This is a genomic window from Allobosea sp. TWI1241, from assembly GCF_039673065.1.
Classification (GTDB): Bacteria; Pseudomonadota; Alphaproteobacteria; order Rhizobiales; family Beijerinckiaceae; genus Allobosea.
This window is the reverse complement of record NZ_JBDJKW010000002.1, coordinates 218,620-240,400: the sequence shown is the minus strand read 5'-3', so window position 1 is coordinate 240,400 and position 21,781 is coordinate 218,620. Positions and strand designations below refer to the sequence as shown.

18 protein-coding genes are annotated in these 21,781 nt (G+C 69.5%); 8 read left to right on the top strand and 10 right to left on the bottom strand.

Annotated features, from left to right (window positions below; translation table 11 throughout):
* Window position 1 precedes the first annotated feature (1 nt).
* The 5 genes from ABE438_RS04100 to dapA all read right to left on the bottom strand — a co-directional run bounded on the left by ABE438_RS04100 (window position 2) and on the right by dapA (window position 4,826).
* On the bottom strand, window positions 2-766 hold the full coding sequence (locus ABE438_RS04100; RefSeq protein ID WP_346501260.1) for an amino acid ABC transporter ATP-binding protein: 765 nt from the start codon (window positions 764-766) through the stop codon (window positions 2-4).
* 7 nt (window positions 767-773) lie between these two features.
* A complete protein-coding gene (locus ABE438_RS04095; RefSeq protein ID WP_346501259.1) occupies window positions 774-1,436 on the bottom strand; it encodes an amino acid ABC transporter permease in 663 nt (220 codons plus the stop codon).
* A 97-nt stretch (window positions 1,437-1,533) separates the two neighbouring features.
* A complete protein-coding gene (locus ABE438_RS04090; RefSeq protein WP_346501258.1) occupies window positions 1,534-2,382 on the bottom strand; it encodes a transporter substrate-binding domain-containing protein in 849 nt (282 codons plus the stop codon).
* Between the two features lie 94 nt (window positions 2,383-2,476).
* The gene (locus ABE438_RS04085) at window positions 2,477-3,904 is read right to left on the bottom strand and encodes an FAD-binding oxidoreductase (RefSeq protein WP_346501257.1); all 1,428 of its coding nucleotides are present in this window, start codon (window positions 3,902-3,904) and stop codon (window positions 2,477-2,479) included.
* Between the two features lie 22 nt (window positions 3,905-3,926).
* Window positions 3,927-4,826, bottom strand: coding sequence for a 4-hydroxy-tetrahydrodipicolinate synthase (dapA, locus tag ABE438_RS04080; RefSeq protein WP_346501256.1), 900 nt, complete (start codon window positions 4,824-4,826; stop codon window positions 3,927-3,929).
* Window positions 4,827-5,106: 280 nt separating this feature from the next.
* On the opposite strand from dapA, the gene ABE438_RS04075 reads away from it, so the two are divergent.
* Entirely contained in the window at window positions 5,107-5,769 is a 663-nt protein-coding gene (locus tag ABE438_RS04075; RefSeq protein ID WP_346501255.1) for a helix-turn-helix domain-containing protein, read from the top strand.
* Window positions 5,770-5,779: 10 nt separating this feature from the next.
* Here ABE438_RS04075 and iolB read toward each other — a convergent pair whose 3' ends face one another.
* The 5 genes from iolB to ABE438_RS04050 are packed head-to-tail and all read right to left on the bottom strand — an operon-like array spanning window position 5,780 to window position 12,133.
* Window positions 5,780-6,583, bottom strand: a complete 804-nt coding sequence (iolB, locus tag ABE438_RS04070) for a 5-deoxy-glucuronate isomerase (protein WP_346501254.1) — start codon at window positions 6,581-6,583, stop codon at window positions 5,780-5,782.
* Between the two features lie 26 nt (window positions 6,584-6,609).
* Window positions 6,610-7,509, bottom strand: a complete 900-nt coding sequence (gene iolE, locus ABE438_RS04065; RefSeq protein ID WP_346501253.1) for a myo-inosose-2 dehydratase — start codon at window positions 7,507-7,509, stop codon at window positions 6,610-6,612.
* A gap of 13 nt (window positions 7,510-7,522) precedes the next feature.
* The gene (gene iolD / locus ABE438_RS04060; protein ID WP_346501252.1) at window positions 7,523-9,364 is read right to left on the bottom strand and encodes a 3D-(3,5/4)-trihydroxycyclohexane-1,2-dione acylhydrolase (decyclizing); all 1,842 of its coding nucleotides are present in this window, start codon (window positions 9,362-9,364) and stop codon (window positions 7,523-7,525) included.
* The gene (locus ABE438_RS04055; protein ID WP_346501251.1) at window positions 9,361-11,277 is read right to left on the bottom strand and encodes a bifunctional 5-dehydro-2-deoxygluconokinase/5-dehydro-2-deoxyphosphogluconate aldolase; all 1,917 of its coding nucleotides are present in this window, start codon (window positions 11,275-11,277) and stop codon (window positions 9,361-9,363) included. Before ABE438_RS04055 ends, iolD begins: the two co-directional genes overlap by 4 nt.
* The gene (locus ABE438_RS04050) at window positions 11,270-12,133 is read right to left on the bottom strand and encodes a MurR/RpiR family transcriptional regulator (RefSeq protein WP_346501250.1); all 864 of its coding nucleotides are present in this window, start codon (window positions 12,131-12,133) and stop codon (window positions 11,270-11,272) included. The genes ABE438_RS04055 and ABE438_RS04050 overlap by 8 nt, the downstream gene beginning before the upstream one ends.
* Window positions 12,134-12,345: 212 nt before the next feature.
* On the opposite strand from ABE438_RS04050, the gene iolG reads away from it, so the two are divergent.
* From iolG to ABE438_RS04015, 7 genes are all read left to right on the top strand, one after another.
* Entirely contained in the window at window positions 12,346-13,347 is a 1,002-nt protein-coding gene (gene iolG, locus ABE438_RS04045) for an inositol 2-dehydrogenase (protein WP_346501249.1), read from the top strand.
* A complete protein-coding gene (locus ABE438_RS04040; protein ID WP_346501248.1) occupies window positions 13,347-14,129 on the top strand; it encodes an inositol monophosphatase family protein in 783 nt (260 codons plus the stop codon). Before iolG ends, ABE438_RS04040 begins: the two co-directional genes overlap by 1 nt.
* 113 nt (window positions 14,130-14,242) lie before the next feature.
* Window positions 14,243-15,274, top strand: coding sequence for an ABC transporter substrate-binding protein (locus ABE438_RS04035; RefSeq protein ID WP_346501247.1), 1,032 nt, complete (start codon window positions 14,243-14,245; stop codon window positions 15,272-15,274).
* A gap of 37 nt (window positions 15,275-15,311) precedes the next feature.
* Window positions 15,312-17,495, top strand: coding sequence for an ABC transporter permease (locus ABE438_RS04030; RefSeq protein ID WP_346501246.1), 2,184 nt, complete (start codon window positions 15,312-15,314; stop codon window positions 17,493-17,495).
* A 16-nt stretch (window positions 17,496-17,511) separates the two neighbouring features.
* Complete coding sequence (locus ABE438_RS04025; protein WP_346501245.1) at window positions 17,512-18,582, top strand: ABC transporter ATP-binding protein; 1,071 nt, start codon at window positions 17,512-17,514, stop codon at window positions 18,580-18,582.
* Window positions 18,583-18,746: 164 nt separating this feature from the next.
* Window positions 18,747-20,462: a Na/Pi cotransporter family protein gene (locus tag ABE438_RS04020; protein WP_346501244.1), complete on the top strand. Its 1,716-nt coding sequence runs from the start codon at window positions 18,747-18,749 to the stop codon at window positions 20,460-20,462.
* A gap of 100 nt (window positions 20,463-20,562) precedes the next feature.
* Window positions 20,563-21,771, top strand: a complete 1,209-nt coding sequence (locus ABE438_RS04015) for an MFS transporter (protein ID WP_346501243.1) — start codon at window positions 20,563-20,565, stop codon at window positions 21,769-21,771.
* The last annotated feature ends 10 nt before the right edge of the window (window positions 21,772-21,781 follow it).

Genomic DNA, 21,781 nt, shown 5'->3' with positions numbered 1-21,781 from the left:
GTCAGCTGCGGTTGTGAAAGTGGCTGAGGAAGGCGCGCGTCGCCTCCTGCTTCGGCTCGCCGATAACCTCGCGCGCCGGCCCTTCCTCGACGATAACGCCGTCGCGCATGAACACGACGCGGTCGGCCACCTCGCGGGCGAAGCCGATCTCGTGCGTCACCAGGATCATGGTCATGCCCTCGGCGGCGAGCGCGCGGATGACGTTCAGCACCTCGCCGACAAGCTCCGGGTCGAGCGCCGAGGTCGCCTCGTCGAACAGCATCACCTCCGGCTCCATGGCGAGCGCACGCGCGATCGCGACGCGCTGCTTCTGGCCGCCCGAGAGCTTGTTCGGGAAGACGTCGACCTTGTCGGCGAGGCCGACCTTGTCGAGCAGCTTGCGCGCCAGCGCCTCGGCCTGCGCCTTCGGCATGTTCTTCACCGAGACCGGCCCCTCCATGACGTTCTGAATGACCGTCATGTGCGGGAACAGGTTGAAGTGCTGGAACACCATGCCGGTGTTGGAGCGGAAGCGGGCCTGCTCCTTGACGTTGGGCAGCTTGCTGCCGTCGCCGAAGGAGAAGGCGTGCTCGCCGATGCGGACCTTGCCGCCCTCGGGCAGCACCAGCAGGTTCATGCAGCGCAGCAGGGTCGACTTGCCCGAGCCGGACGGGCCGATCAGCGCGATGACGGCGCCCGGCTCGACCGTCAGGTTGATGTCGCGCAGGACGACCAGCTCGCCGAACTGCTTGCGCAGCCCGGAAATTTCGATCTTGGGAGTGCTCATCGCCACCTCAGTTGCTCCGCGCCAGGCTTGTCTCGGCCGCCTTGACGATGATGGTCAGGGGCAGCAGCACGATGAAGTAGATGGCGGCGATCACGGTGTAGACCTCGAGCGCGCGATAGGTGTCCATCGCGATGACCTGGCCCTGGTAGAGCAGGTCCGGCACGGCGAGGACCGAGACCAGAGAGGTGTTCTTGAACTGGATGATCGACTGGTTCATCAGCGGCGGGATCATCCGCTTGATCGCCTGCGGCAGCACGATCCGGCGCATGACGCGGCCGGGCGTCATGCCGAGCGCCAGGCCGGCTTCGCTCTGGCCGGGCTCGATCGAGACGATGCCGCCGCGGATCACCTCCGCGTAGAACGAACCGCCATAGAGGGTCAGCGTCACCACCGCGGCGGTGATCGCGTCGAGCTTGATCCCCGTCATGATCGGCAGCGCGTAGTAGAACCAGAGCAGCAGCACGAGAAGCGGCGTCAGCCGGAACATCTCGATATAGAGCCACGAGGTCCAGCGCAGCACCGGCGACCGGGAGAGCTGCGCGACGCCCGCGGCCAGACCGACGATCAGGCCCAGCACCACGATCGCGATCGTCAGGGCGATGGTGACGCCCGTCCCCGTCAGGAAGAGCCAGCGATAGCTCCAGACGATATCGAAATTCCACTGATACATGCGTTCTCTCGCAGCGGGTTCCCTCGCGGCGGCGCGCCGGCGCCGCACGCTGAAACGCGGGCCCCGGGATGTGCCCGGGGCCCGCGGGGCAGGCTGATCAGAAGGTGACGCCCGGCGGAATGTCGTCCAGCGACAGGTCGACCTTGGCGAGGCTGCTGACGACCGCCTCGCGGATGAGGCCGAGGCCACGCGCATAGGTGATCCAGGTCGTGGCGAAATCGCGCCAGGTCTTGTCGGCCTCACGGCGGACGGCGGCGTTCGAGGTCGAGCCGAACATCGGCTGCGGCACGATCACCTTACCGAGCTGCGGGTCGCGCTTCACGGCGCGCACGCCGCCCATCCAGAAGATGCACTGCGCGTCGACGCGGCCGCTGCGCAGGGCGAGCGTCGCCTCGTCGATCGACTTGAAGCGCACGATCTGGGCCTTGGGGCACAGGCGGCTGGCGACCTGGTCGTGCGCCGAGCCGACGTCGACCGAGATCTTGACCTTGGGATCGTTGAACTCGGCCCAGGCCTTGGGATCGAAGCCCGGGCGGGCGATCATGACCAGGGCGCTGTCGTAGACCGGGCCGGTGAAATCCACCGCCATGGCGCGGCGTGGGGTCGGGTTGAGGCCGAACATGATGTCGATCTTGTCGGCCTGCAGGTCGAGGATCGCGTTGCCCCAGGTGGTCTCGACCAGCTCGAGCTGCACATCCATGTCGGCCGCGAGCGCCTTGCCGATGTCGTAGAACTGGCCGCCCCACTCGCCGGAGGCCTTGTCGCGCATGAACCACGGCGCACCGTTGGCGACGGCGCCGAGGCGCAGCTTCTTGGCGGCGACGATGCGGTCGAAGGTGTTCTGGCCGGCAGCCTGGGCCGCGGCTTCCCTGGAGGACAGGCTCAACGCGGTGGCGGCGACGGCGCCGGCTCCGATGAGACTGGCGAGATCCCTGCGTGCAATCATCTCATATCTCCCGTTTTCTTGTTCGTGCCCCATTTGGTTCTGTGGGGCGGCGGTCCGTATCGCCCTGTTGCGGGCGGCGGTTCTTGGGCTGTCTTCAGGCGGGCCTGTCCGCGAAGAGGGAGCCGGGATTCATCAACCCGTGCGGGTCGAACATCTGCTTGAGCTGGAGCATCAGGCCGTAGCGCACCGGATCGGTGAGACGCGCAAGCTCCTCGGTGAGCTTGCGCCCGACGCCGTGCTCGGCGCTGAAGGTACCGGAGAAGCGCGCCGCGACGTCGTGGATGGCGCGCTCGACTTCCAGCGCGAAGGCCTCGCCGTCCGGCAGCGTCTGCCAGAAATCGCGCTGGAACATCAGGATGTAGTGCACGTTGCCATCCCCGAGATGGCAGACCACCTGCGTCGTCGCCTGCGGGTAGCGCTCGGCCGCGACCATGTCCGCGGAGGCGATGAAGGCCGCGACATCCGCGCTGCGCACCGCGACGTCGTGGACGACGCCGATGCCCTCCTTCTTGTTCGCCTCGGAGACCGAGTGCCGGACATGCCAGAACTCCTCGGCCTGCTGCTGCGAGGTCGCGACCACCGCGTCGAGCACGCTGCCGTCCTCGAGGCCGACGCCGAGCACCTCCTCGAACACGCCGTCGAGCTGGGTCGTCGGGTCCTCGCTGCCAAGTTCGATCATCACCGACCAGGCCGGCAGGGTCGCAAAGGGAATGCGGATGCGCTCGACATGGCGCAGCACCAGCGCGAACTGCGAGGCCGAGACCAGCTCGAAGGCCTGGATGGCGCTGCCGGCCCGGTCCTGCATCGCAGTCAGCAGCGCGACCGCCGCCGCGGGATCGGCGACCGAGACCCAGGCATGAGCGGTGTTCGGCGTCTGCGGATGCAGCCGCAGGGCCGCGCCGGTGATGATGCCGAGCGTGCCTTCCGCGCCGATGAAGAGATGGCGCAGCATGTAGCCGGTATTGTCCTTGCGCAGCGCCGCCATGTCGTCGAGCACGCGCCCGTCCGGCAGCACCACCTCGAGCCCGGCGACGAGATCGCGCATCGGCCCGTAGCGCACCACGCCGGTGCCGCCGGCATTGGTCGAGATCAGCCCGCCGATCTGGGCGCTGCCCTCGCTGCCGAGATGCAGCGGGAACTGCCGCCCGGCAGCCAGCGCCGCCGTGTGCAGGTCGCCGAGCACCACGCCGGCGTCGACCGCCGCGACGCCGCCGGCGCGGTCGATCGCCCGGATGCGGTTCATCCGCCGCAACGACAGCACGATGCCCGGCCTGTCGTCGCTGCCATTCTCGGGCACCGCGCCGTAGCAGAGCCCGGTGTTGCCGCCCACCGGGAAGACGGGCTGGCGCTCCTCCGCACACAGCCGCACCACCGCCGCCACCTCGGCGGTGGTGGCGGGCTGCACGACGCAGAGCGCCCTGCCCTTGCGGCGGCCGCGCCAATCGGTCAGCCACGGCTCCATCTCGGCCGGATCGACGATCAGGCCCTTGCTTCCGACGATGGCTTCGAGACGATCGAGCACGGCGCGTTCCCTGTTCGCGGGGTCAGCCGAGGTTGACGGACTTGGCGTGCTGCGCCGCCTTCTCGAGGCCCGCAACGGTCTGGCTGCTCGGCGGCAGCAGCGGCAGGCGCACGCCGCCGACCGGCAGCCCGGCCATGGCCATATAGGCCTTCAGCGGGCCGGGATTGGTCTCGACATAGATCGCATCGATCACCGGATCGATCTTGTCCTGCAGCTTCAGCGCCTCGTTGAGCTTGCCCTGGCGGGCGAGTTCGAAGATCTCGATCCAGATCTTCGGATGCACGGTGGCCGAGGCCAGCACGCCGCCGCAGGCGCCAAGCGCGACATGGGTGGCGAACAGCGGCTCCTCGCCGCTGAGGATCGCGATCTTGTCGCCGCAATACTTCACGGTGCGGATGTAGTCCGGCATGTCGTAGGAGGAGTACTTCATGCCGATGATCGAGCCGTCCTCGGCCATGCCCTGCACCGTGTCGGCGAAGGCGGCCACCGTGGTGCGGCGCGGGATCTGGTAGAGCATCACCGGCAGGTCGAGCGCGTCGCGATAGCGGCGGAAATAGGCGCGCATGCCGTCCTGGGTGCCGGGCGCGTAATAGGGCGTCACCGTCATCACCGCGGCGGCGCCGGCGGCGGCGAAGTCCCGGCCGGCCTCGAGCGCGTCCTCGAAGCCGGTCGACAGCACGCCGGGGATCACGGGCTTGCCGTTCGCCGCCTCGACGCAAGTCTCGACGATCAGCCGGCGCTCGGCACGCGAGAAGGCCGGATACTCGCCCGTCCCGCCAATCGGCACGATGCCGGCCGCGCCCGCATCGAGCTGGAACCGCACCAGGCGGCGCAGGCCCTCGACGTCCACCGCCCCGTCGGCGGCCAGCGGCGTGACGATGGCCGTGTACAGGCCGTTCAACTGATCTTTGGAGAGCGACATCAGGCAGTTCCTTCTGGACCGCCGTGCCCGGGAAGCATGATGCCCCGGCACGGCCGGCCCCGACGACAGACATGTCCTACGCGGAGACGATGCCAACGCTCGTGCACGATCCCTGACATGTCAATACTAAGATACATAAATCCACTATCAGAAAATTATGTGAGAGTTTGTGGATGCAGCCGGCCTGATGTCCTATGATCAGGAAACGAGTCTGGGCGCCCGGCGGCCGGTCGGAGGCGGCAAGCCCGGATGTCCCGGGATGCGAACGGAGCGAGGAACGATGAGCATGCCGGAACTGTCGCTGGACCGGGACGAGCCGCGGCACGGGGACCATATCCCCGTCGATCGCGTCAGCACGGTGGTCCAGGACGACTCCCGCGGCACGCTCGACATCGGCGCGCGGCTGCTGAAGCTGCGCAAGCGCCGCAAGCTCACCCTGCAGGAGGCCAGCCGCCTGACCGGCGTCTCGGCCTCGGCCTTCTCCAAGATCGAGCGGAACGAACTGTCGCCGACGATCTCGACCATGCAGCGGATCGCGCAGGGCCTCGGCATCGAGCTGGTGACCCTGCTGAGCGACGAGGACGGCGATCCCGGCAGCTTCCGCGGCCGCCGCAGCGTGACGCGCGCCGGCACCGGCAACCGTCACGCGACCGGAACCTGCGTCAACACGCTGCTCTGCTCGGATCTCAAGAACAAGCGGGCCACGCCGATCCTGACGACGGTCACCGCCCGCTCGCCGAACGACTACAAGGCCTGGGCCAAGTCGGAGGCAGAGATCTTCGTCACCGTGCTCGACGGCACGCTCGTGGTCCACAGCGCGCTCTACGAGCCGCTCGAGCTGAACAAGGGCGATTCGGTCTATTACGACGCCTCGACCGAGCACACCTGGACGTCGAAGGGGCCGACCGACGCCCAGGTGCTGTGGGTGCTGGTCGACCTCTGAGCGCTGCCGCTCAGCGCCCCATCAGCCAGTCATGCGCCGGGTCGTTGGCGAATTTCCACACCCGTTTCGGCCCGGCCATCACGTTGAGATAATAGAGATCGTAGCCATGCGGCGCGCCGACCGGGTGATAGCCGCGCGGCACGAGCACCACGTCGCCGTCCGCGAAGCTCATCGTCTCGTCGAGCGAGCGGTCATCGGTATAGACGCGCTGGAAGCCGAAGCCCTGCGGCGGATCGAGCCGGTGATAATAGGTCTCCTCCAGCAGCGATTCCTCCGGCAGCCGGTCGGCGTCGTGCTTGTGCGGCGGATAGCTCGACCAGCAGCCGGCCGGCGTGATCACCTCGACCACCAGCAGCCCGTCCGCCGGCTCGGTCTCCGGCAGGATGTTGCGGACATGGCGGGTGTTGCTGCCCTGCCCGCGCGTCAGGCTGCCGATATCGGCCGGTCCGATGACGCGGGCCGGCCGGGCGCCGGCGATGCCGGGTGCCGAGCAGATCGCGATCTCGCAGGGGCCCTGCGCCGTCACCTGCCACTCCGCACCGGCGGGCACGTAAAGCGACCAGGGATCGGGCTCGAAGGGCGAATTACGCCCGCCGATCGTGCCGAAATCGCGCTCCTGCGCCTGCGCCGCGACCTTGCCGGAAAGCAGCACGAGGCAATGCTCGCGCCCACCGGTCCGGCGCGCCAGGCTCTGGCCGTCGGCGAGGCGGTGCACGGCGAAGCCGACATGCTCCCAGCCGGCCGAGTCCGGCGTGATCTCGTGGACGCGCCCTTCGGCATCGGGCGCCTGCGGCTTCACCAGCAGTTTCGACATGGGTCCTCCGGCCTCCCGCGGCGGCGTCACGACAGCCCGGCCGCAGCCAGGCTCGCCTTGAGATGGGCGACGCCCTTGCGGGCATAGGTCAGCGGATGCGCCTTCTCGGGGTCCTGCTCGGCCTCGACCACGACCCAGCCGGAATAGCCCGGCAGCGCCCGGAACACCGCCGGATAGTCGACCATGCCGTCGCCCGGCACGGTGTAGACGCCGAGCGCTTCGCCCTGCCCCAGCACCGCATCGAGGAAGCTCCAGTCCTCCGCCAGCGCCTGCTCCATCACCGGCTTGCGCACGTCCTTGGCATGGACATGGCTGATGCGGTCGCGATAGCGCGCGGCGAGCGCGGCCGGGTCGGCCCCGCCCCAGCTGGCATGGCCGGTGTCGAGCAGCAGGTGCACAGCCTCCCCCGTCGCCGCCATGAAGGCGTCGATATCGGCCTCGCTCTCGACGATCGTCCCCATATGGTGGTGGTAGACCAGCCTCACCCCTTCGGCGAGCGTGCGCTCCGCGACTTGCGTGATGCGGCGGCCGAACTCCGCCCAGTCCCCCGGCGCCATCACGGGACGCTGCGAGAGCGGCTTGCCGCGGTCGCCATGGATCGCGTTCGAGGTCTCGGCGAAGACGAGAACCTGCGAGCCCATCGCCTTGAGCAGGTCGAGATGCGGGCGCAGATGGCGCATCTCGGTCTCGGCGTCGCGCCGCAGCAGTTCGGCGGAGTACCAGCCCGAAATGCAGGCCATGCCGAAGGGCGCCAGCGCCGCCTTCAGCGCAGCAGGCTCGCGCGGGAATTTATGGCCGAGCTCCATGCCCTCGAAGCCCGCCTCACGCGCCTCGGTGAGACAGCTCTCCAGCGACGTCGCGCCGCCGATCTCCTGAAGGTCGTCGTTCGACCAGCCGATGGGATTGGCACCGATCCGGATAGGCATGTCGTTCTCGTCCTCAGCCGTCGCGCCGCGAGAGCGCATCCTCGTAACGCCCGCGCGCGGCGCGGACCTCGTCGCGGCCGGAAACCTCCGGCACGGCGACCTCCCACCAGTGCCCGCCGGCATCCGTCGCGGCGAGCGGGTCGGTATCGATGACGATCACGCTGGTGCGGTCGCTGTCGCGCGCTGCGGCCAGCGCCTGCTCCAGCTCGGCGATGCCGGCGACCTTGCGCGCATTCGCTCCCATCGACGCGGCATGGGCGGCGAAGTCGATCGCCGGCAGCGTCTCGTGGCGGGTGTCGCGCAGCAGATTGTTGAAGGGCGCGCCGCCGGTGGCGTTCTGGAGCCGGTTGATGCAGCCGAAGCCGCGATTGTCGAGCAGCACGATCGTCAGCCGCACGCCAAGCATCACCGAGGTCGCGATCTCGGAATTCATCATCAGATAGGAGCCGTCGCCGACCATGACGACGACCTCGCGCACCGGATCGGCGAGCTTGGCGCCGATCCCGCCGGCGATCTCGTAGCCCATGCAGGAATAGCCGTACTCCATGTGGTAGCCGCCCGGCGCACCGGGCTGCCAGAGCTTGTGCAGCTCGCCCGGCAGGCCGCCGGCGGCGCAGAGCACTACGTCGCTCGGCCGGCTGGTGCGTTGCACGGCGCCGACGACCTGTGCGTCGCTGGGCAGCGGTTCGTTGGTCGGCGCGGTATAGCGCGCGGCGATGGTGAGCCAGCCGTCGCGGGCGCTTCGGGCGTGCTCGCTCCAGCCGGCAGGCGCGCTCCAGCCGGCGAGGCTCGCGGAGAGTTCGGCCAGACCGGCCTTCGCATCGGCGAGCAGCGGCCGCGCGCCATGCTTGCCGGCGTCGAAGGCTTGCGTGTTGAGCCCGACGATCCTGACCTGCGGATCGGCGAAGAGCGCGCGCGAGCCGGTGGTGAAATCCTGCAGGCGGGTGCCGATGGCGAGCACGAGATCGGCGGTGCGCGCCGCCTCGTTGGCGGCTTCCGTCCCCGTGACGCCGATCGCGCCGAGATTGAGCGGCTCGTCACGCGGCAGGGCGCTCTTGCCGGCCTGCGTCTCGGCGGCGGGGATGCCGTGACTGCTGCAGAACGCGGCCAGCTCGGCTTCCGCCTCGCTGTAGAGCACGCCGCCGCCGGCGACCACGAGAGGCCGCTGCGCCGCCCGGATCAGCGCGATCGCCTCGGCGAGCTCGGCCTCATCAGGCCGCTGGCGCCGCGGTTGCCAGAGGCGCTCGGCGAAGAAGCGCTCGGGATAGTCGGAGGCCTCCGTCTGCACGTCCTGGCAGAGCGCCAGCGTCACCGGCCCGCAGTCGGCGGGGTCGGTCAGCACCTGCATCGCCCGCTCGAAGGCCCGCATCAGCTGCTCGGGCCGGGTGATCCGGTCGAAATAGCGCGAGACCGGGCGGAAGCAGTCATTGGCCGAGACGGTGCCGTCGCCGAAATTCTCGATCTGCTGCAGCACCGGATCGGGCCGCCGCGAGGCGAAGACGTCGCCCGGCAGCAGCAGCAGCGGCAGGCGATTCACATGCGCTACCGCCGCGGCGGTGACCATATTGGTCGCGCCGGGACCGATCGAGCTGGTCACCGCCATCATCCGCCGCCGGCGCGAAGCCTTGGCGAAGGCGATGGCCGCATGGGCCATGGCCTGCTCGTTATGGGCGCGGAAGGTCGGCAGCACGTCGCGCATGCCGTGCAGCGCCTCGCCCATGCCGGCGACGTTGCCATGGCCGAAGATCGCCCAGACGCCGGCGAAGAGCGGCAGCTCGTGCCCGGCCACCATGGTCTTCTGCGCCGCCATCGCGGCGACGAGCGCCTGCGCCATAGTCAGTCTGACAGTGCTCATGCCCGCTCTCCCCGCGCGCCGCGCCAGGCCGCGACCAGCCCGCCAAAGCGCTCCGCCATCATCGCGACCGCGGCCGCATCGTCCATCCGGCCGGCGAGCCAGCCGCGCGCCGCATCGCCGAAGATGCTGCGCCCGACGGCGAAGCCCTTGACGCTGCGGGCGCCCGCAGCGAGGCGGAAAGCCTCCTCCAGCTGCGGCAGCGGCGCGTCGAGGCCGAGCAGCACCACGCCGCGGCAATAGGGATCGTTCTCGGCGATGGCGGCATCGACCGCCGCCCAGGCCGCCGGCGTCGGCTGGCCCTCGAGCTTCCACCAGTCCGGCCGGATGCCGATCGCGTAGAGCCGGCGCATCACCGCGGCCATGGTGTCGTCGCCGACCGGCCCGTGCTTCGAGCAGATGATCTCGACCAGCAATTCGCGTCCGACCTGGCGGCAGGCCAGCGCGGCGCGCCTCAGCACCGCCTCCTGCCGCGCCTTCAGTTCGGCGGGATCATCGGGATGGTAGAAGGCCAGCACCTTGGCAACATGGTCGACAGGCCATTCGGCCAGCGCCGCGCCCAGCGAGCCCTCGGCATCGGTTTCGAGAGCGAGCGGGCGCGAGCCCGGCACTTCGAGCGGGCGCGCCACCCAGAAGCCGTGATCGCCGGCCCTGAACAGCGCCTCGCGGCCATGGGCGCCGTCGAGCAGCATGCCGAAGCCGGAGCGGGCGCCGGCGACGCGGGCCGCCGCCTCGACGGCCAGGCGCTTGAACTGCGCGATCCGGGCCCGCGGCGCCCCGGCCTCGTCCGCCATCGCCTCGATCTGTGCCCGGTGGTCGATGGCGAGCGCCATGAGCTCATCCGGCTGCGGCCGCCGCGTCGTCGCCCAGTGGACATGGTTGATCTCGGCGTCGAAACGCAGCGCGCGATGCGGCGAGCCGTGGTCGAGGAAATAGCGCAGTTCGTCGAAGGTCGGGCTCTCCGGCGAGCAGAGCAGGCGCGACACCGCGAAGGCGCCGCAGGCATTCGCCCAGGCGCAGCAGGTCTCCACCGCTTCGTCGCGCAGCCAGCCCCTCAGGAAGCCGGACATGAAGGCGTCGCCGGCACCCAGCACATTGTAGACCTCGACGGGGAAGCCCGGCCCCTTGATGCCGTCCTCCAGCCTGTCGGGGATATCGCCCGGGAAGACGACACAGCCCATCGGCCCACGCTTGCAGACGATCGTCGCCGCGCTCAGCGCCCGGATCGCCCGGATCGCGGCCAGCGTGTCCTCCGAGCCGCCGGCGACGTGCAGCTCCTCCTCGGTGCCGACGATCAGGTCGCAATCGGGCAGGATCGCCTGGAGATGGCGCGTCACCGTGTCGGAACGGATATAGCGCTCCTCGCCGGCGTCATGGCCGGCCAGCCCCCAGAGATTGGGCCGGTAATCCACGTCGAACACCACCTTGCGGCCATGCCGCCGCGCGATGGCGATCGCCTTCTTCTGCGCCTTGGCGGCCTCGGGCAGCGCGAAATGCGTCCCCGTGACCACCACCGCGCGGGCCGAGGCGACGAAGGCCTCGTCGATGTCGCCCTCGTCGAGCGCCGCGTCGGCGCAGTCGGTTCGGTAGAAGATCAGCGGGAAGGTCTTCTCGTCGCGCACGCCCAGGATGACGAGCGCGGTCAGGCGCCGCGGATCGACGGCGACGCCGCGCGTGTCGACGCCCTCGCGTTGCAGTTGCTCGACGATGAAGCGCCCCATCTGCTCGTCGCCGACGCGGGTGATCACCGCCGATTTCAGCCCGAGCCTGGCGGTGCCGATGGCGATATTGGTCGGGCAGCCGCCCACCGCCTTGGAGAAGCTCGCCATGTCCTCGAGTCGGCCGCCGATCTGCTGGCCGTAGAGATCGACCGAGGAGCGGCCGATACTGACGAGATCGAGGCTGGGCTCAGGCATGGGAACGGGCTTTCTCGGCGGCCCCGACGGCGAGCGTCATGGCGATGGCGAAGGTGGCGGCCATGGAGCGGAAGGCGCCGTAATCGGCCTCCCGCACGGCGAGGCAGAGCCGGCAATGCTGGGCGAGCGGGCTGAGCGCGCCATCGGTGAGCGCGATCACCGGGATGCCGGCCGCATCGGCCCGCGCCGCGAGCGCGACGGTGGCCGGCGTGTAGGGCGCGCAGCTCACCGCCACGACCACGTCATCGGCGGTGGCAATCGCCGCCTGCTCGGGACCGAGCGAGCCGATATCGTCGACCAGCACCGCGCGGATGCCGAGCTTGCCGAAAGCGTAGGCGAGGTAGGCGACGACAGGGAACATCCGCCGCGCGCCGACCAGCACCACGGTCCGCGCTCCCGCGATCAGGTCCGTGGCGAGATCGATGTCGCGCAGGAGCGCGGCGTCCTGCAGACGCGACAGCGACTCGCGGCTGGCCTCGACGAAGCCGTCGAGCAGCACCCGCGCCATGTCCGGCCCGGCTGCGCCTTCGACACGCAGCGTCTCGATGCGCTCGCGATGATCGGGCACCTGCTGGCGCAAACGCGAGCGGAACAGCTGCTGCAGCTCGCTGAAGCCGGAATAGTCGAGCGCCTGGGCGAAGCGCACCAGCGTCGAGGCCTGCACGCCGGCCTTGCGCGCCACCTCGGCGGCCGTGCTGAGCGCGATCTCGTCGGGATTGTCGAGCGCGTAGTCGGCGACCTGGCGCAGGCGCCGGGGCAGATCGGGCGCACGCTTCCTCAGGGCCGCGACGAAGCCGTCGAAGTCCTTGCGCGCGAAGTCCTTGCGCGGCGTTTCCTGCTGCGTCGTCTGCGTCATCACTTCGGAGGCTCTGGGCGGCCTTGACTTGCGTGAGCAGAGAATGAAATCTTTGTTCCATTAGTCAAGAAGAACAAAACTGACGTGCCGTTTCGGTCTTGGGGAGCAAGCGCCATCGTGCGTGAGAGATCGTCTTTCCGCGTCGTTCCAGCGACGCCGCATGCCTGTCCGGCCTCCGCGACCAAGCCTCGCGTCATCGGGACCGACCGGCCATGATGCGCTTCGGATTGCTCGGCGCCGGCCGCATCGGCCGCATCCACGGGCTCAACGTCGCCGCCCGCCCCGATACCGCGCTCGTCGCCGTCGCCGACGCCTCGGCCGACGCCGCCGGCAGCCTCGCGGCGGCCACCGGCGCCATGGCGGCGACGGCCGAGGACATCCTGGCCGATCGCGCCATCGACGCCGTGCTGGTCTGCACGCCGACCGACACCCATGCCGACCTGATCGAGCAGGCGGTCTCGGCCGGCAAGGCCGTGTTCTGCGAGAAGCCGGTCGATCTCGCCGCGGAGCGCATCCGCCGCTGCCTCGAGATCGTGGCCCGCAGCGGCCGGCCGCTGATGATCGGCTTCAACCGCCGGTTCGACCCCAATTTCGCGGCGCTCGAGGCGCGGCTGCGCCGGGGCGAGATCGGCGCCGTGGAGATGGTCAGCGTGATCTCGCGCGACCCATCCCCGCCTCCGGTGGACTATGTCCGCCGCTCGGGCGGCCTGTTCCGCGACATGATGATCCATGATTTCGACATGGCGCGCTTCCTCCTGACCGAGGAGCCCGTCGAGGTCTTCGCCATGGGGGCGGCCCTGGTCGATCCGGCGATCGGCGAGGCCGGCGACGTCGACACCGCCGCCGTGGTGATGCGCACAGCCGGCGGCCGCATCGCCCAGATATCCAATTCGCGCCGCGCCAGCTACGGCTACGACCAGCGCATCGAGGTGCACGGCGCCGGCGGCATGCTGCGCGCCGGCAACATCCACGAGACCACGGTCGAGAGCGCGACGGGCGCCGGCTTCCGGGCCGACCCGGTGCAGAACTTCTTCCTCGAACGCTATGCCGCGGCCTACCGCGCCGAGCTCGACGCCTTCGTCACCGCCGTCCGCGATGGCACCCCGCCTCGCCCCTCCGGCCAGGATGGGCTCAAGGCCCAGATGCTGGCCGACGCGGCGACCGAATCCTGGCGCACCGGCAAGCCGGTGGCGATCACGGCAGAGAAGACCTGATGAACGCTCACGATCTCGATCTGCGGCAGGCCGCGGTACTCGGCCTCGCCCAGGAAGCCGCCCGCCTCGCCATGGGCTATTTCGGCCGCAGCGACCGACTCGCCATCAGCATGAAGGGCGAGCAGGACTGGCTGACCGCCGCGGACGGCGCGGTCGAGGCCTTCCTGCGCGAGCGCATCGGCGCCCTCTTCCCGCAGGACACCGTGATCGGCGAGGAAGGCGGCGGCGAGGCCTCGGACGCGGTGTGGATCATCGACCCGATCGACGGCACCGCCAACTTCGCCCGTGGCGACCGCAACTGGTGCATCTCGATCGGCTTCCTGCTGAAGCGCCGGCCCGAGATCGGCATCGTCGTGGCGCCGGCGCTCGACGAGACCTATCTCGGCCGTCGCGGCCGCGGCGCGACGCGCAATGGCGAGGCGATCACGGTCTCCGGCGAGACGCAGATGTCGCGGGCCTGCATCGAGCTCGGCTGGTCGACCCGCATCCCTAAGGCGGACTATGTCGCGGGCGTCGCGCGCGGTCTGGCAGCCGGCGCCTCGATCAAACGCTGCGGCTCCGGCACGATGGGCCTCTGCAACGTCGCCAACGGCCGCACCGACGGCTACGCCGAGTTGCACATCAACGCCTGGGACGTCGCGGCCGCGATCGTCATCGCGGGCGAGGCCGGCGCCGAGATCAACGACTTCTTCGCCGGCGACGGCATCAGCAAGGGCAACCCGATCCTGTGCGCAACGCCCGCTCTAGCAGGCGAGCTGCGCGCTATCACGGGAATTCCCTAGCCGGCGCAAGGAGGATTGATCGCAGGCGCGGGCCGGCACACAGTCGCAAGGCCCGACGCGACGGCGTCGAGAAGAACCGAAGAACGAAACGTTCTCGTCTCAGGGAGGTTACCATGCAGCTCAGGTCCTGGCTCGGTGCCGGCATGCTCGCCGCCACCGTCTCCTTCGCTCCGGCGCCGGCATCGGCGCAGGGCGCGCTCGTCCTCTATTGCGCGGTCCAGGAGGAGTGGTGCCGCGCCATGTCGAACGCCTTCGAGAAGGAAACCGGCATCAAGGTCGCGATGACGCGCAAATCGTCGGGCGAGATCTATGCGCAGATCAAGGCCGAGGCCTCGAACCCGCGCGGCGACGTCTGGTGGGGCGGCACGGGCGACCCCCATCTCCAGGCGGCCGAGGAAAGCCTGACGCTCGAATACGAGTCGCCGGTGAACAAGGACCTGCACGACTGGTCCCTGTCGCAGTGGAAGGCGGCCAAGCAGCGCTCGATCGGTATTTATGCCGGCGCGCTCGGCTTCGGCTTCAACACCCAGCAGATCAAGTCGAAGGGCATGGCCGAGCCGAAATGCTGGGCCGACCTGCTCGACGCCAAGCTGAAGGACGATGTCCAGGTCGCCGACCCGAACTCGTCGGGCACCGCCTACACCCTGCTCGCGACCGTCGTGCAGCTGATGGGGGAGGAGAAGGGCTTCGAATACCTCAAGGCCCTGCACAAGAATATCAGCCAGTACACCAAGTCGGGCGCCGCCCCGGCCAAGGCCGCCAGCCTCGGCGAGACGGCGGTCGGCATCGTCTTCATCCACGACGCCGTGGTCTTCGCGGTGCAGGGCGACCCGATCAAGCCGGTCGCGCCCTGCGAGGGCACTGGCTACGAGATCGGCTCGATGTCGATCGTCAAGGGCGCGCGCAATCTGGAGAACGCCAAGAAGTTCTACGACTGGGCGCTGTCGCCCGCGGCGCAGGCGCTCGGCGCGCCGGCCAAGTCCTATCAGGTGCCGTCCAACAAGAACGCGCCCGTGCCGCCGCAGGCCCCGAAGATGTCCGACATGAAGCTGATCGACTACGACTTCGTGAAGTACGGCTCCTCGGCCGAGCGCGTCCGCCTGCTGGCGAAGTGGGACAAGGAGGTGAAGTCCCTGCCGAAGTGAGGCCGGGCGACGGCGGCGGCTGAAGAAGGAGATCGGCATGCGTCCTGCGACGAGGCTCGCACTGCTGCTGGGCTGGCTGGGTTATGTCCTGGTCCCCTGGTACCTGCCCGACGGCTCCGGCCTGGCGGGCTATCCCTTCGGCCGCGCCGGAACCGCGCTGGCGCTGGCATTGTCCGGCGCCGCGCCCTGGCTGATCCCGGTCGGCCTGGCGCTCGCCGCCGCCACGGCACTGAGCGTGCGCCGTGCCGACGCCCCCGCCGGGCTGCTGCTCAGTCTGATCGGCGCCGGCGGCCTCGCCTTGCTGTTCGCGCAGGGCTTCGCCGTGACCCTGCCCGACCAGGGCCTGCTGGCGCTCGCCGCGCTGCTCGGCGGGGCCGGCGCCAGCCAGCCCGGCATGGGCTTCGGCGCGCTGCTGACCCTGGTTTCGCTGCTTCTGCTGCTCTGCCACGGGCTCGCCTATCGCGGCCTGTGCCGCGGCGACATCTTCACCACCTCCTCGATCGGCATCGTGATCATGCTGATCGCGCTGTTCATTTTCCTGCCCGTCGCCACCATCCTGCGCAGCGCACTCGTCGACGATGGCGGGGCGCTGGCGCTCGGCGATTTCGGCGAGCGCTTCTTCAGCGAGAGCATCTGGGGGCTGGGCTGCGTCACCACCGGCACCAATTGCGGCGTCGCCTGGAACACGCTGATCCTCGCCATCCTGACGGGCGTAATCACCACCTTGCTCGGGCTCGCCTGCGCGCTGCTGATCCTGCGCACCGGCATGCCGGGCAAGCGCGCCATGCGGCTGCTCACCGTGCTGCCGATCATCACGCCGCCCTTCGTCATCGGCCTGGCGCTGATCCTGCTCTTCGGCCGCTCCGGCCTGTTCTCGACCTTCCTCTACGAATGGTTCGGCGTACCGCGCTCGCGCTGGATCTACGGTCTGCCCGGCGTGCTGCTGGCACAGGTGCTCGCCTTCGCGCCGATCGCCTTCCTCGTGCTGATCGGCGTGGTGCAGGGCATCGCGCCGAGCCTGGAGGAAGCTTCCCAGACCCTCGGCGCCAAGCGCTGGACCACCTTCCGCACCGTGACTTGGCCGCTGCTGCGCCCGGGGCTGGCCAACGCCTTCCTGCTCGGCTTCGTCGAGAGCATGGCGGATTTCGGCAACCCGCTGGTGCTCGGCGGCAATTTCGAGGTGCTCTCGACCAAGATCTTCTTCGCCGTGGTCGGCGCCGCCCATAACCAGGGCCAGGCGGCGGTGCTCGCCATCGTCCTGCTCGGCTTCACGCTGGCCGCCTTCTGGGCGCAGCAGCGCTGGCTCGGCGACAAATCCTACACCACCGTCACCGGCAAGGGCGATTCCGGCCTGCCGACGCCCCTGCCCCGCCGCATCACCTGGCTCGCCGGGCTGGTGGTGCTGCCCTGGGTCATCCTCACCGCGGTGATCTATGTGGTGATCCTGATGGGCGGCTTCGTGAAGTCGATGGGGCGCGACTACACCCCGACGCTCCAGCACTATCTCACCGGCTTCTCGATCGACTTCAGCCGCGGCCTGCATTTCGACGGCTCGGCCTGGCCTTCCTTCTTCACCACGCTGAAGCTGTCGGCCATCTCGGCGCCGCTGACCGCCATGGTCGGCCTGCTGACCGCCTATCTGCTGACGCGCCAGCGCTTCGCCGGCCGCGGCGCGCTGGAATTCGCGACCATGCTGAGCTTCGCCATCCCCGGCACCGTGCTCGGCGTCGCCTATATCCTCGCCTTCAACGTGCCGCCGCTGGAGATCACCGGCACCGGGCTGATCCTCGTCATCGCCTTCGTCTTCCGCAACATGCCCGTCGGCGTGCGCTCCGGCATTGCGGGACTTTCGCAGATCGACAAGAGCCTGGACGAGGCCTCGACCACGCTCTCGGCGCGCAGCTTCACCACGCTCTGGCGCGTCGTGCTGCCGCTGCTGCGGCCGGCCCTGGTCGCGGCGCTGGTGTACAGCTTCGTGCGCAGCATGACGACGGTCAGCGCCGTGATCTTCCTGGTCTCGGCCGAGTACAACCTCGCCACCGCCTATATCGTCGGCCGGGTCGAGGCCGGCGAGTTCGGCCTCGCCATCGCCTATTCCTCGGTGCTGATCGTCGTGATGGCGCTCGGCATCAGCCTGATCCAGCTCGGCGTCGGCGAACGCAGGCTGGGGCGGCGCGGTGCGCCGGCCCAGCCTGCGGCCGCGGCCGGCGCCGCCAGCTAGGGACTTGCGCAAGCCTATGACACGACAGGGACCCGCCTCCGTCGAATTCCGCGACGTCACCATGCGCTACGGCGCGGTGACCGCGGTCGACAACGTCTCCTTCGCCATCGAGGCCGGCCAGCTCGTCACGCTGCTGGGCCCCTCCGGCTGCGGCAAGACGACGACGCTGCGCATGATTGCCGGCCTCGAGATCGCCAGCCAGGGCCAGATCCTGATCGGCGGCAAGGATGTCACCCTGCTCTCCGCCGCCGATCGCGACGTCAGCATGGTCTTCCAGTCCTATGCGCTGTTCCCGCACATGAACGTGCTCGACAACGCCGCCTATGGCCCGCTGGTGAAGGGCCTCGGCCGGCAGAAGGCGCGCGAGATGGCGATGGAGAAGCTGGCGCTGGTCGGCCTCAAGGGCTTCGAGGCGCGCTATCCGTCCGAGCTCTCCGGCGGCCAGCAGCAGCGCGTCGCGGTGGCGCGCGCGCTGGTGCTGGAGCCCCAGGTCCTGCTCTTCGACGAGCCGCTCTCCAACCTTGACGCCAAGCTGCGCCGGCGGGTCCGCGAGGAAATTCGCGAGCTGCAGCAGTCGCTCAACCTGACGGTCGCCTACGTCACCCACGATCAGGAGGAAGCGCTGGCCGTCTCCGACCGCATCATCGTGATGTCGAACGCCCGCATCGCCCAGGAGGGCACGCCACGCCAGCTCTACGAGGAGCCGGCCAACGCCTTCGTCGCGGACTTCATCGGCGACGCCAACCTGCTTGATGTCAGGATCGAGGCCGTCGAGGGCGAGCGCGCCCGGGTGGCGCTCGGCCCCGCGACGCTCGACCTGCCGGCACGGGGCCTGAAGCCGGGGCCTGCGCGGATCGCCATCCGGCCGGAAAGCGTGCTGCTGGACGCCGGGCGGCCGGGGCCGACCCTGCCGGGCACGGTGCGCAAATGCACCTATCTCGGCAATCATCTCGACATCCACGTCTCGACCGAACTCGGCGAGCTCTTCGTCGTGCGCTATGGCAGCGAGCAGACCGTGCTGCCGGAAGGGCGCCCGGTCGCGCTCTCCTTCGCCGGCTCCGGCGTGACGCTGATCCCGCCGGGCTGATCCCCGGCTTCGCGGGCGCGTTTCCGCGACCGTCGCTTCCGAAATTTTCGCCGCAATATCAGCACGTTTGCATGCGCATATGATAAGCTGGCTAATAGAGGCGCGACCGAATCCCGTCGCGCGCCGCTCCGGCCGCCGGAGCCGGGGGAGAGTGTCACGCCGTCATGTCCGGAAGCGAAAGCGCCACCACCATCCTGATCCACCTCGCCGGTGGTGTCGCGCTGCTGATCTGGGCGGTCAGGCTGGTGCGCACGGGCGCGATGCGCGCCTTCGGCTCCTCGCTGCGCCAGACCCTGCAGAGCTTCACGCGTAACCGCTTCGCCGCCTTCGCCAGCGGCATCGGCGTGACCATGGTGCTGCAGAGCTCCACCGCCACGACGCTGCTGGTCTCCTCCTTCGCCTCGCGAGACCTCATCGCGCCGGCCATGGCGCTCGCCATCCTGCTCGGCGCCAATCTCGGCACCTCGCTCGCCGCCTTCGTGATCTCGCTCGATCTCGGCTGGGTCTGGGGCGTCTGCGTCGCGCTCGGCGTCGTGCTCTATCTCGGCCACGAGCCGATGGAGCGCGCCCGTAATATCGGGCGCATCCTCGTCGGCATCGGCCTGATCCTGCTCGCGCTGGTCGAGCTCAACGCCGCGGCCGAGCCGCTGGCCCAGTCGCCGACCTTCCGCATCGTTTTGACCGCGCTGGCGAGCGAGCCGCTGCTGGCGATCCTGGTGACGGTCGCCGCGACCTGGCTGACGCATTCCAGCATCGCGGTCGTGCTGCTGATCGCGACCTTCGCCGCTTCGGGCCTGTTCCCGGCAGCGACGGCGATCGCCCTCGTGCTCGGCGCCAATCTCGGCAATGCGCTGATCCCGGTGCTGGACCAGATCGGCGCGCCGGCCCAGCAGCGCCGGGCCGCCGTCGCCAACCTGGCGACGCGCCTGCTGCTCACCGTCCTGATCCTTCCCTTCGCCGGGCCGCTCGCCGCCTGGCTGCAAAGCCTGCCCTTCGCCAGCGACCGGCTGGCGATCGAATTCCACGTCGCGCTCAACCTCGTCGGCGCGATCGTCTTCCTGCCCTTCGTCAAGCCGATCATGGCGATGGTCATGCGGCTGATGCCCGAGGACAAGAGCCCGAGCGCCGACAACCGCCCGCGCCATCTCGATCCGACCGTGCTCGACAACCCGTCGGAGGCTTTGGCGGGCGCGATGCGCGAGTCGCTGCGCCTTGGCGACCGCGTCGAGGCCATGCTGCGCGACACCATGGACCTGATCGCCAAGGACGAGCTGCGCCTGTCGCGCACCATCTCGCAGGCCGATGACGGCGTCGACGCCATCCACGAGTCGATCAAGCTCTACCTGGTGAAGGTCTCGCGGGCCGAGCTCAGCGAGGACGAGAGCCGCCGCCTGTTCGAGATCGTGACGCTGATCACCAATCTCGAGCATATCGGCGACATCATCGACAAGAACCTGCGCGAATTGGCCGAGAAGAAGATCCGTAAGCGCTACGCCTTCTCGCCGGAGGGGCTGGCCGAGATCCGCGACTTCCACCAGCGCGTCGCGGCTGGCCTGCGCCTCGCCCTCAACGTCTTCGCCACCCGCGACGTCGCGCTGGCGCGCCAGCTCTTCGCCGAGAAGGCGCCGATGCGCGAGGCCGAGCGGCGCGCGGCCGAGAGCCATTTCGACAGGCTGCGCAGCGGACGGCCGGAATCGATCGAGACCAGCGCGATCCACCTCGACATCATCCGCGATCTCAAGCGCATCCACGGCCATGCGGTGGCGATCGGCTATCCGATCCTCGAGGGTGCTAATCTGCTGCGCGACAGCCGGCTGAAGGCCGACAGCGACGCCGCCCGCGACCTCGCGCTGCGCGCTGCCCCGCAGAACGGGCACTGAACCGGGGCGGCAGCCCTTCCCTGTCGCCATGACGGCCATGCCCGCCACGCAGCGGGCGGCGATTGACCGCGGACGGCGGCGGGATCATGCCTGCTTCACCATGAGCACGATCCCGCTGAACACCGCCACGAGCCGCCCCCTGATGCCGATCCTGGCGGCGCTCAGTCTCGCCCATCTGCTCAACGACCTGATCCAGTCGATGATCCCCGCGATCTATCCGCTGATCAAGGAGAGCTACCAGCTCGACTTCACCCAGATCGGCCTGATCACCCTGGCCTTCCAGGTCACCTCCTCGCTGCTCCAGCCGCTGCTCGGCTACGTCACCGACAAGCGCCCCTGGCCCCATGCGATGGTCGCCGGCATGGGCTGCAGCCTGATGGGCCTGCTGTGCCTCGCCTATGCCGGCAGCTACGGCATGGTCCTGCTCGGCGCCTCGCTGGTCGGTCTGGGCTCGGCGGTGTTCCATCCCGAGGCGACGCGCATGGCCCGCCACGCGGCCGCCGGCCGCCAGGGCCTCGCCCAGGGGGTGTTCCAGATCGGCGGCCATGCCGGCTACGCCATCGGCCCGCTGCTCGCAGCCGCCATCGTCGTCCCGCGCGGCCAGCACAGCCTCGCCTGGTTCTCGGTCGTCGCGCTGGCCGCGATCGTGCTGATGAGCTGGACCGGCACGCGCTATGCAGCGATGCGGCGCGAGCAGGTGGCGCGCGCGGCCGCCGCGCCGGCGCAGGAGACGCCCGGCCACGGCTTGTCCTCCGGCCATGTCCTGCTGGCGATGGCCGTGCTGATCGTGCTGCTGTTCTCCAAGAACGCCTACACGGCCGCCTTCACCTCCTATTACACCTTCTACCTGATCGAGCGCTTCGGCGTCAGCGTGCAGCTCTCGCAGATCATGCTGTTCCTCTACCTGCTGGTCAGCGCCGTCGGCGTGATCATCGGCGGCATGATCGGCGACCGGGTCGGGCGCGGGCGGGTGATCTGGGTCTCGATCCTCGGCTGCCTGCCCTTCGCGCTGCTGCTGCCGCATGTCGACCTGTTCTGGACCGGCGTGCTCAGCCTGGTCATCAGCCTGATCATGGCGAGCGCCTTCTCCTCGATCCTGATCTACGCGATCGACCTCGTGCCGCATCGCGTCGGCCTGGTCGGCGGGCTGTTCTACGGGCTCGCCTTCGGCCTGGGCGGGCTGGCGGCGGCGGCGCTCGGCGTGCTGGCCGACCGCATCGGCATCATCGCGGTGTTCAAGCTCTCCGCCTGGCTGCCGGCACTCGGCCTGCTGACCTTCCTGCTGCCGAAGGCGCCGCAGCGCCATTGACGCCCATCGC

Bases quoted from the DNA above. Each gene is read 5' to 3' on its own strand.
- ABE438_RS04100 (WP_346501260.1), bottom strand. From the start codon at position 766: ATGAGCACTCCCAAGATCGAAATTTCCGGGCTGCGCAAGCAGTTCGGC.
- ABE438_RS04095 (WP_346501259.1), bottom strand. From the start codon at position 1,436: ATGTATCAGTGGAATTTCGATATCGTCTGGAGCTATCGCTGGCTCTTC.
- ABE438_RS04090 (WP_346501258.1), bottom strand. From the start codon at position 2,382: ATGATTGCACGCAGGGATCTCGCCAGTCTCATCGGAGCCGGCGCCGTC.
- dapA (WP_346501256.1), bottom strand. From the start codon at position 4,826: ATGTCGCTCTCCAAAGATCAGTTGAACGGCCTGTACACGGCCATCGTC.
- ABE438_RS04075 (WP_346501255.1), top strand. From the start codon at position 5,107: ATGAGCATGCCGGAACTGTCGCTGGACCGGGACGAGCCGCGGCACGGG.
- iolB (WP_346501254.1), bottom strand. From the start codon at position 6,583: ATGTCGAAACTGCTGGTGAAGCCGCAGGCGCCCGATGCCGAAGGGCGC.
- iolE (WP_346501253.1), bottom strand. From the start codon at position 7,509: ATGCCTATCCGGATCGGTGCCAATCCCATCGGCTGGTCGAACGACGAC.
- iolD (WP_346501252.1), bottom strand. From the start codon at position 9,364: ATGAGCACTGTCAGACTGACTATGGCGCAGGCGCTCGTCGCCGCGATG.
- ABE438_RS04055 (WP_346501251.1), bottom strand. From the start codon at position 11,277: ATGCCTGAGCCCAGCCTCGATCTCGTCAGTATCGGCCGCTCCTCGGTC.
- ABE438_RS04050 (WP_346501250.1), bottom strand. From the start codon at position 12,133: ATGACGCAGACGACGCAGCAGGAAACGCCGCGCAAGGACTTCGCGCGC.
- iolG (WP_346501249.1), top strand. From the start codon at position 12,346: ATGATGCGCTTCGGATTGCTCGGCGCCGGCCGCATCGGCCGCATCCAC.
- ABE438_RS04040 (WP_346501248.1), top strand. From the start codon at position 13,347: ATGAACGCTCACGATCTCGATCTGCGGCAGGCCGCGGTACTCGGCCTC.
- ABE438_RS04035 (WP_346501247.1), top strand. From the start codon at position 14,243: ATGCAGCTCAGGTCCTGGCTCGGTGCCGGCATGCTCGCCGCCACCGTC.
- ABE438_RS04030 (WP_346501246.1), top strand. From the start codon at position 15,312: ATGCGTCCTGCGACGAGGCTCGCACTGCTGCTGGGCTGGCTGGGTTAT.
- ABE438_RS04025 (WP_346501245.1), top strand. From the start codon at position 17,512: ATGACACGACAGGGACCCGCCTCCGTCGAATTCCGCGACGTCACCATG.
- ABE438_RS04020 (WP_346501244.1), top strand. From the start codon at position 18,747: ATGTCCGGAAGCGAAAGCGCCACCACCATCCTGATCCACCTCGCCGGT.
- ABE438_RS04015 (WP_346501243.1), top strand. From the start codon at position 20,563: ATGAGCACGATCCCGCTGAACACCGCCACGAGCCGCCCCCTGATGCCG.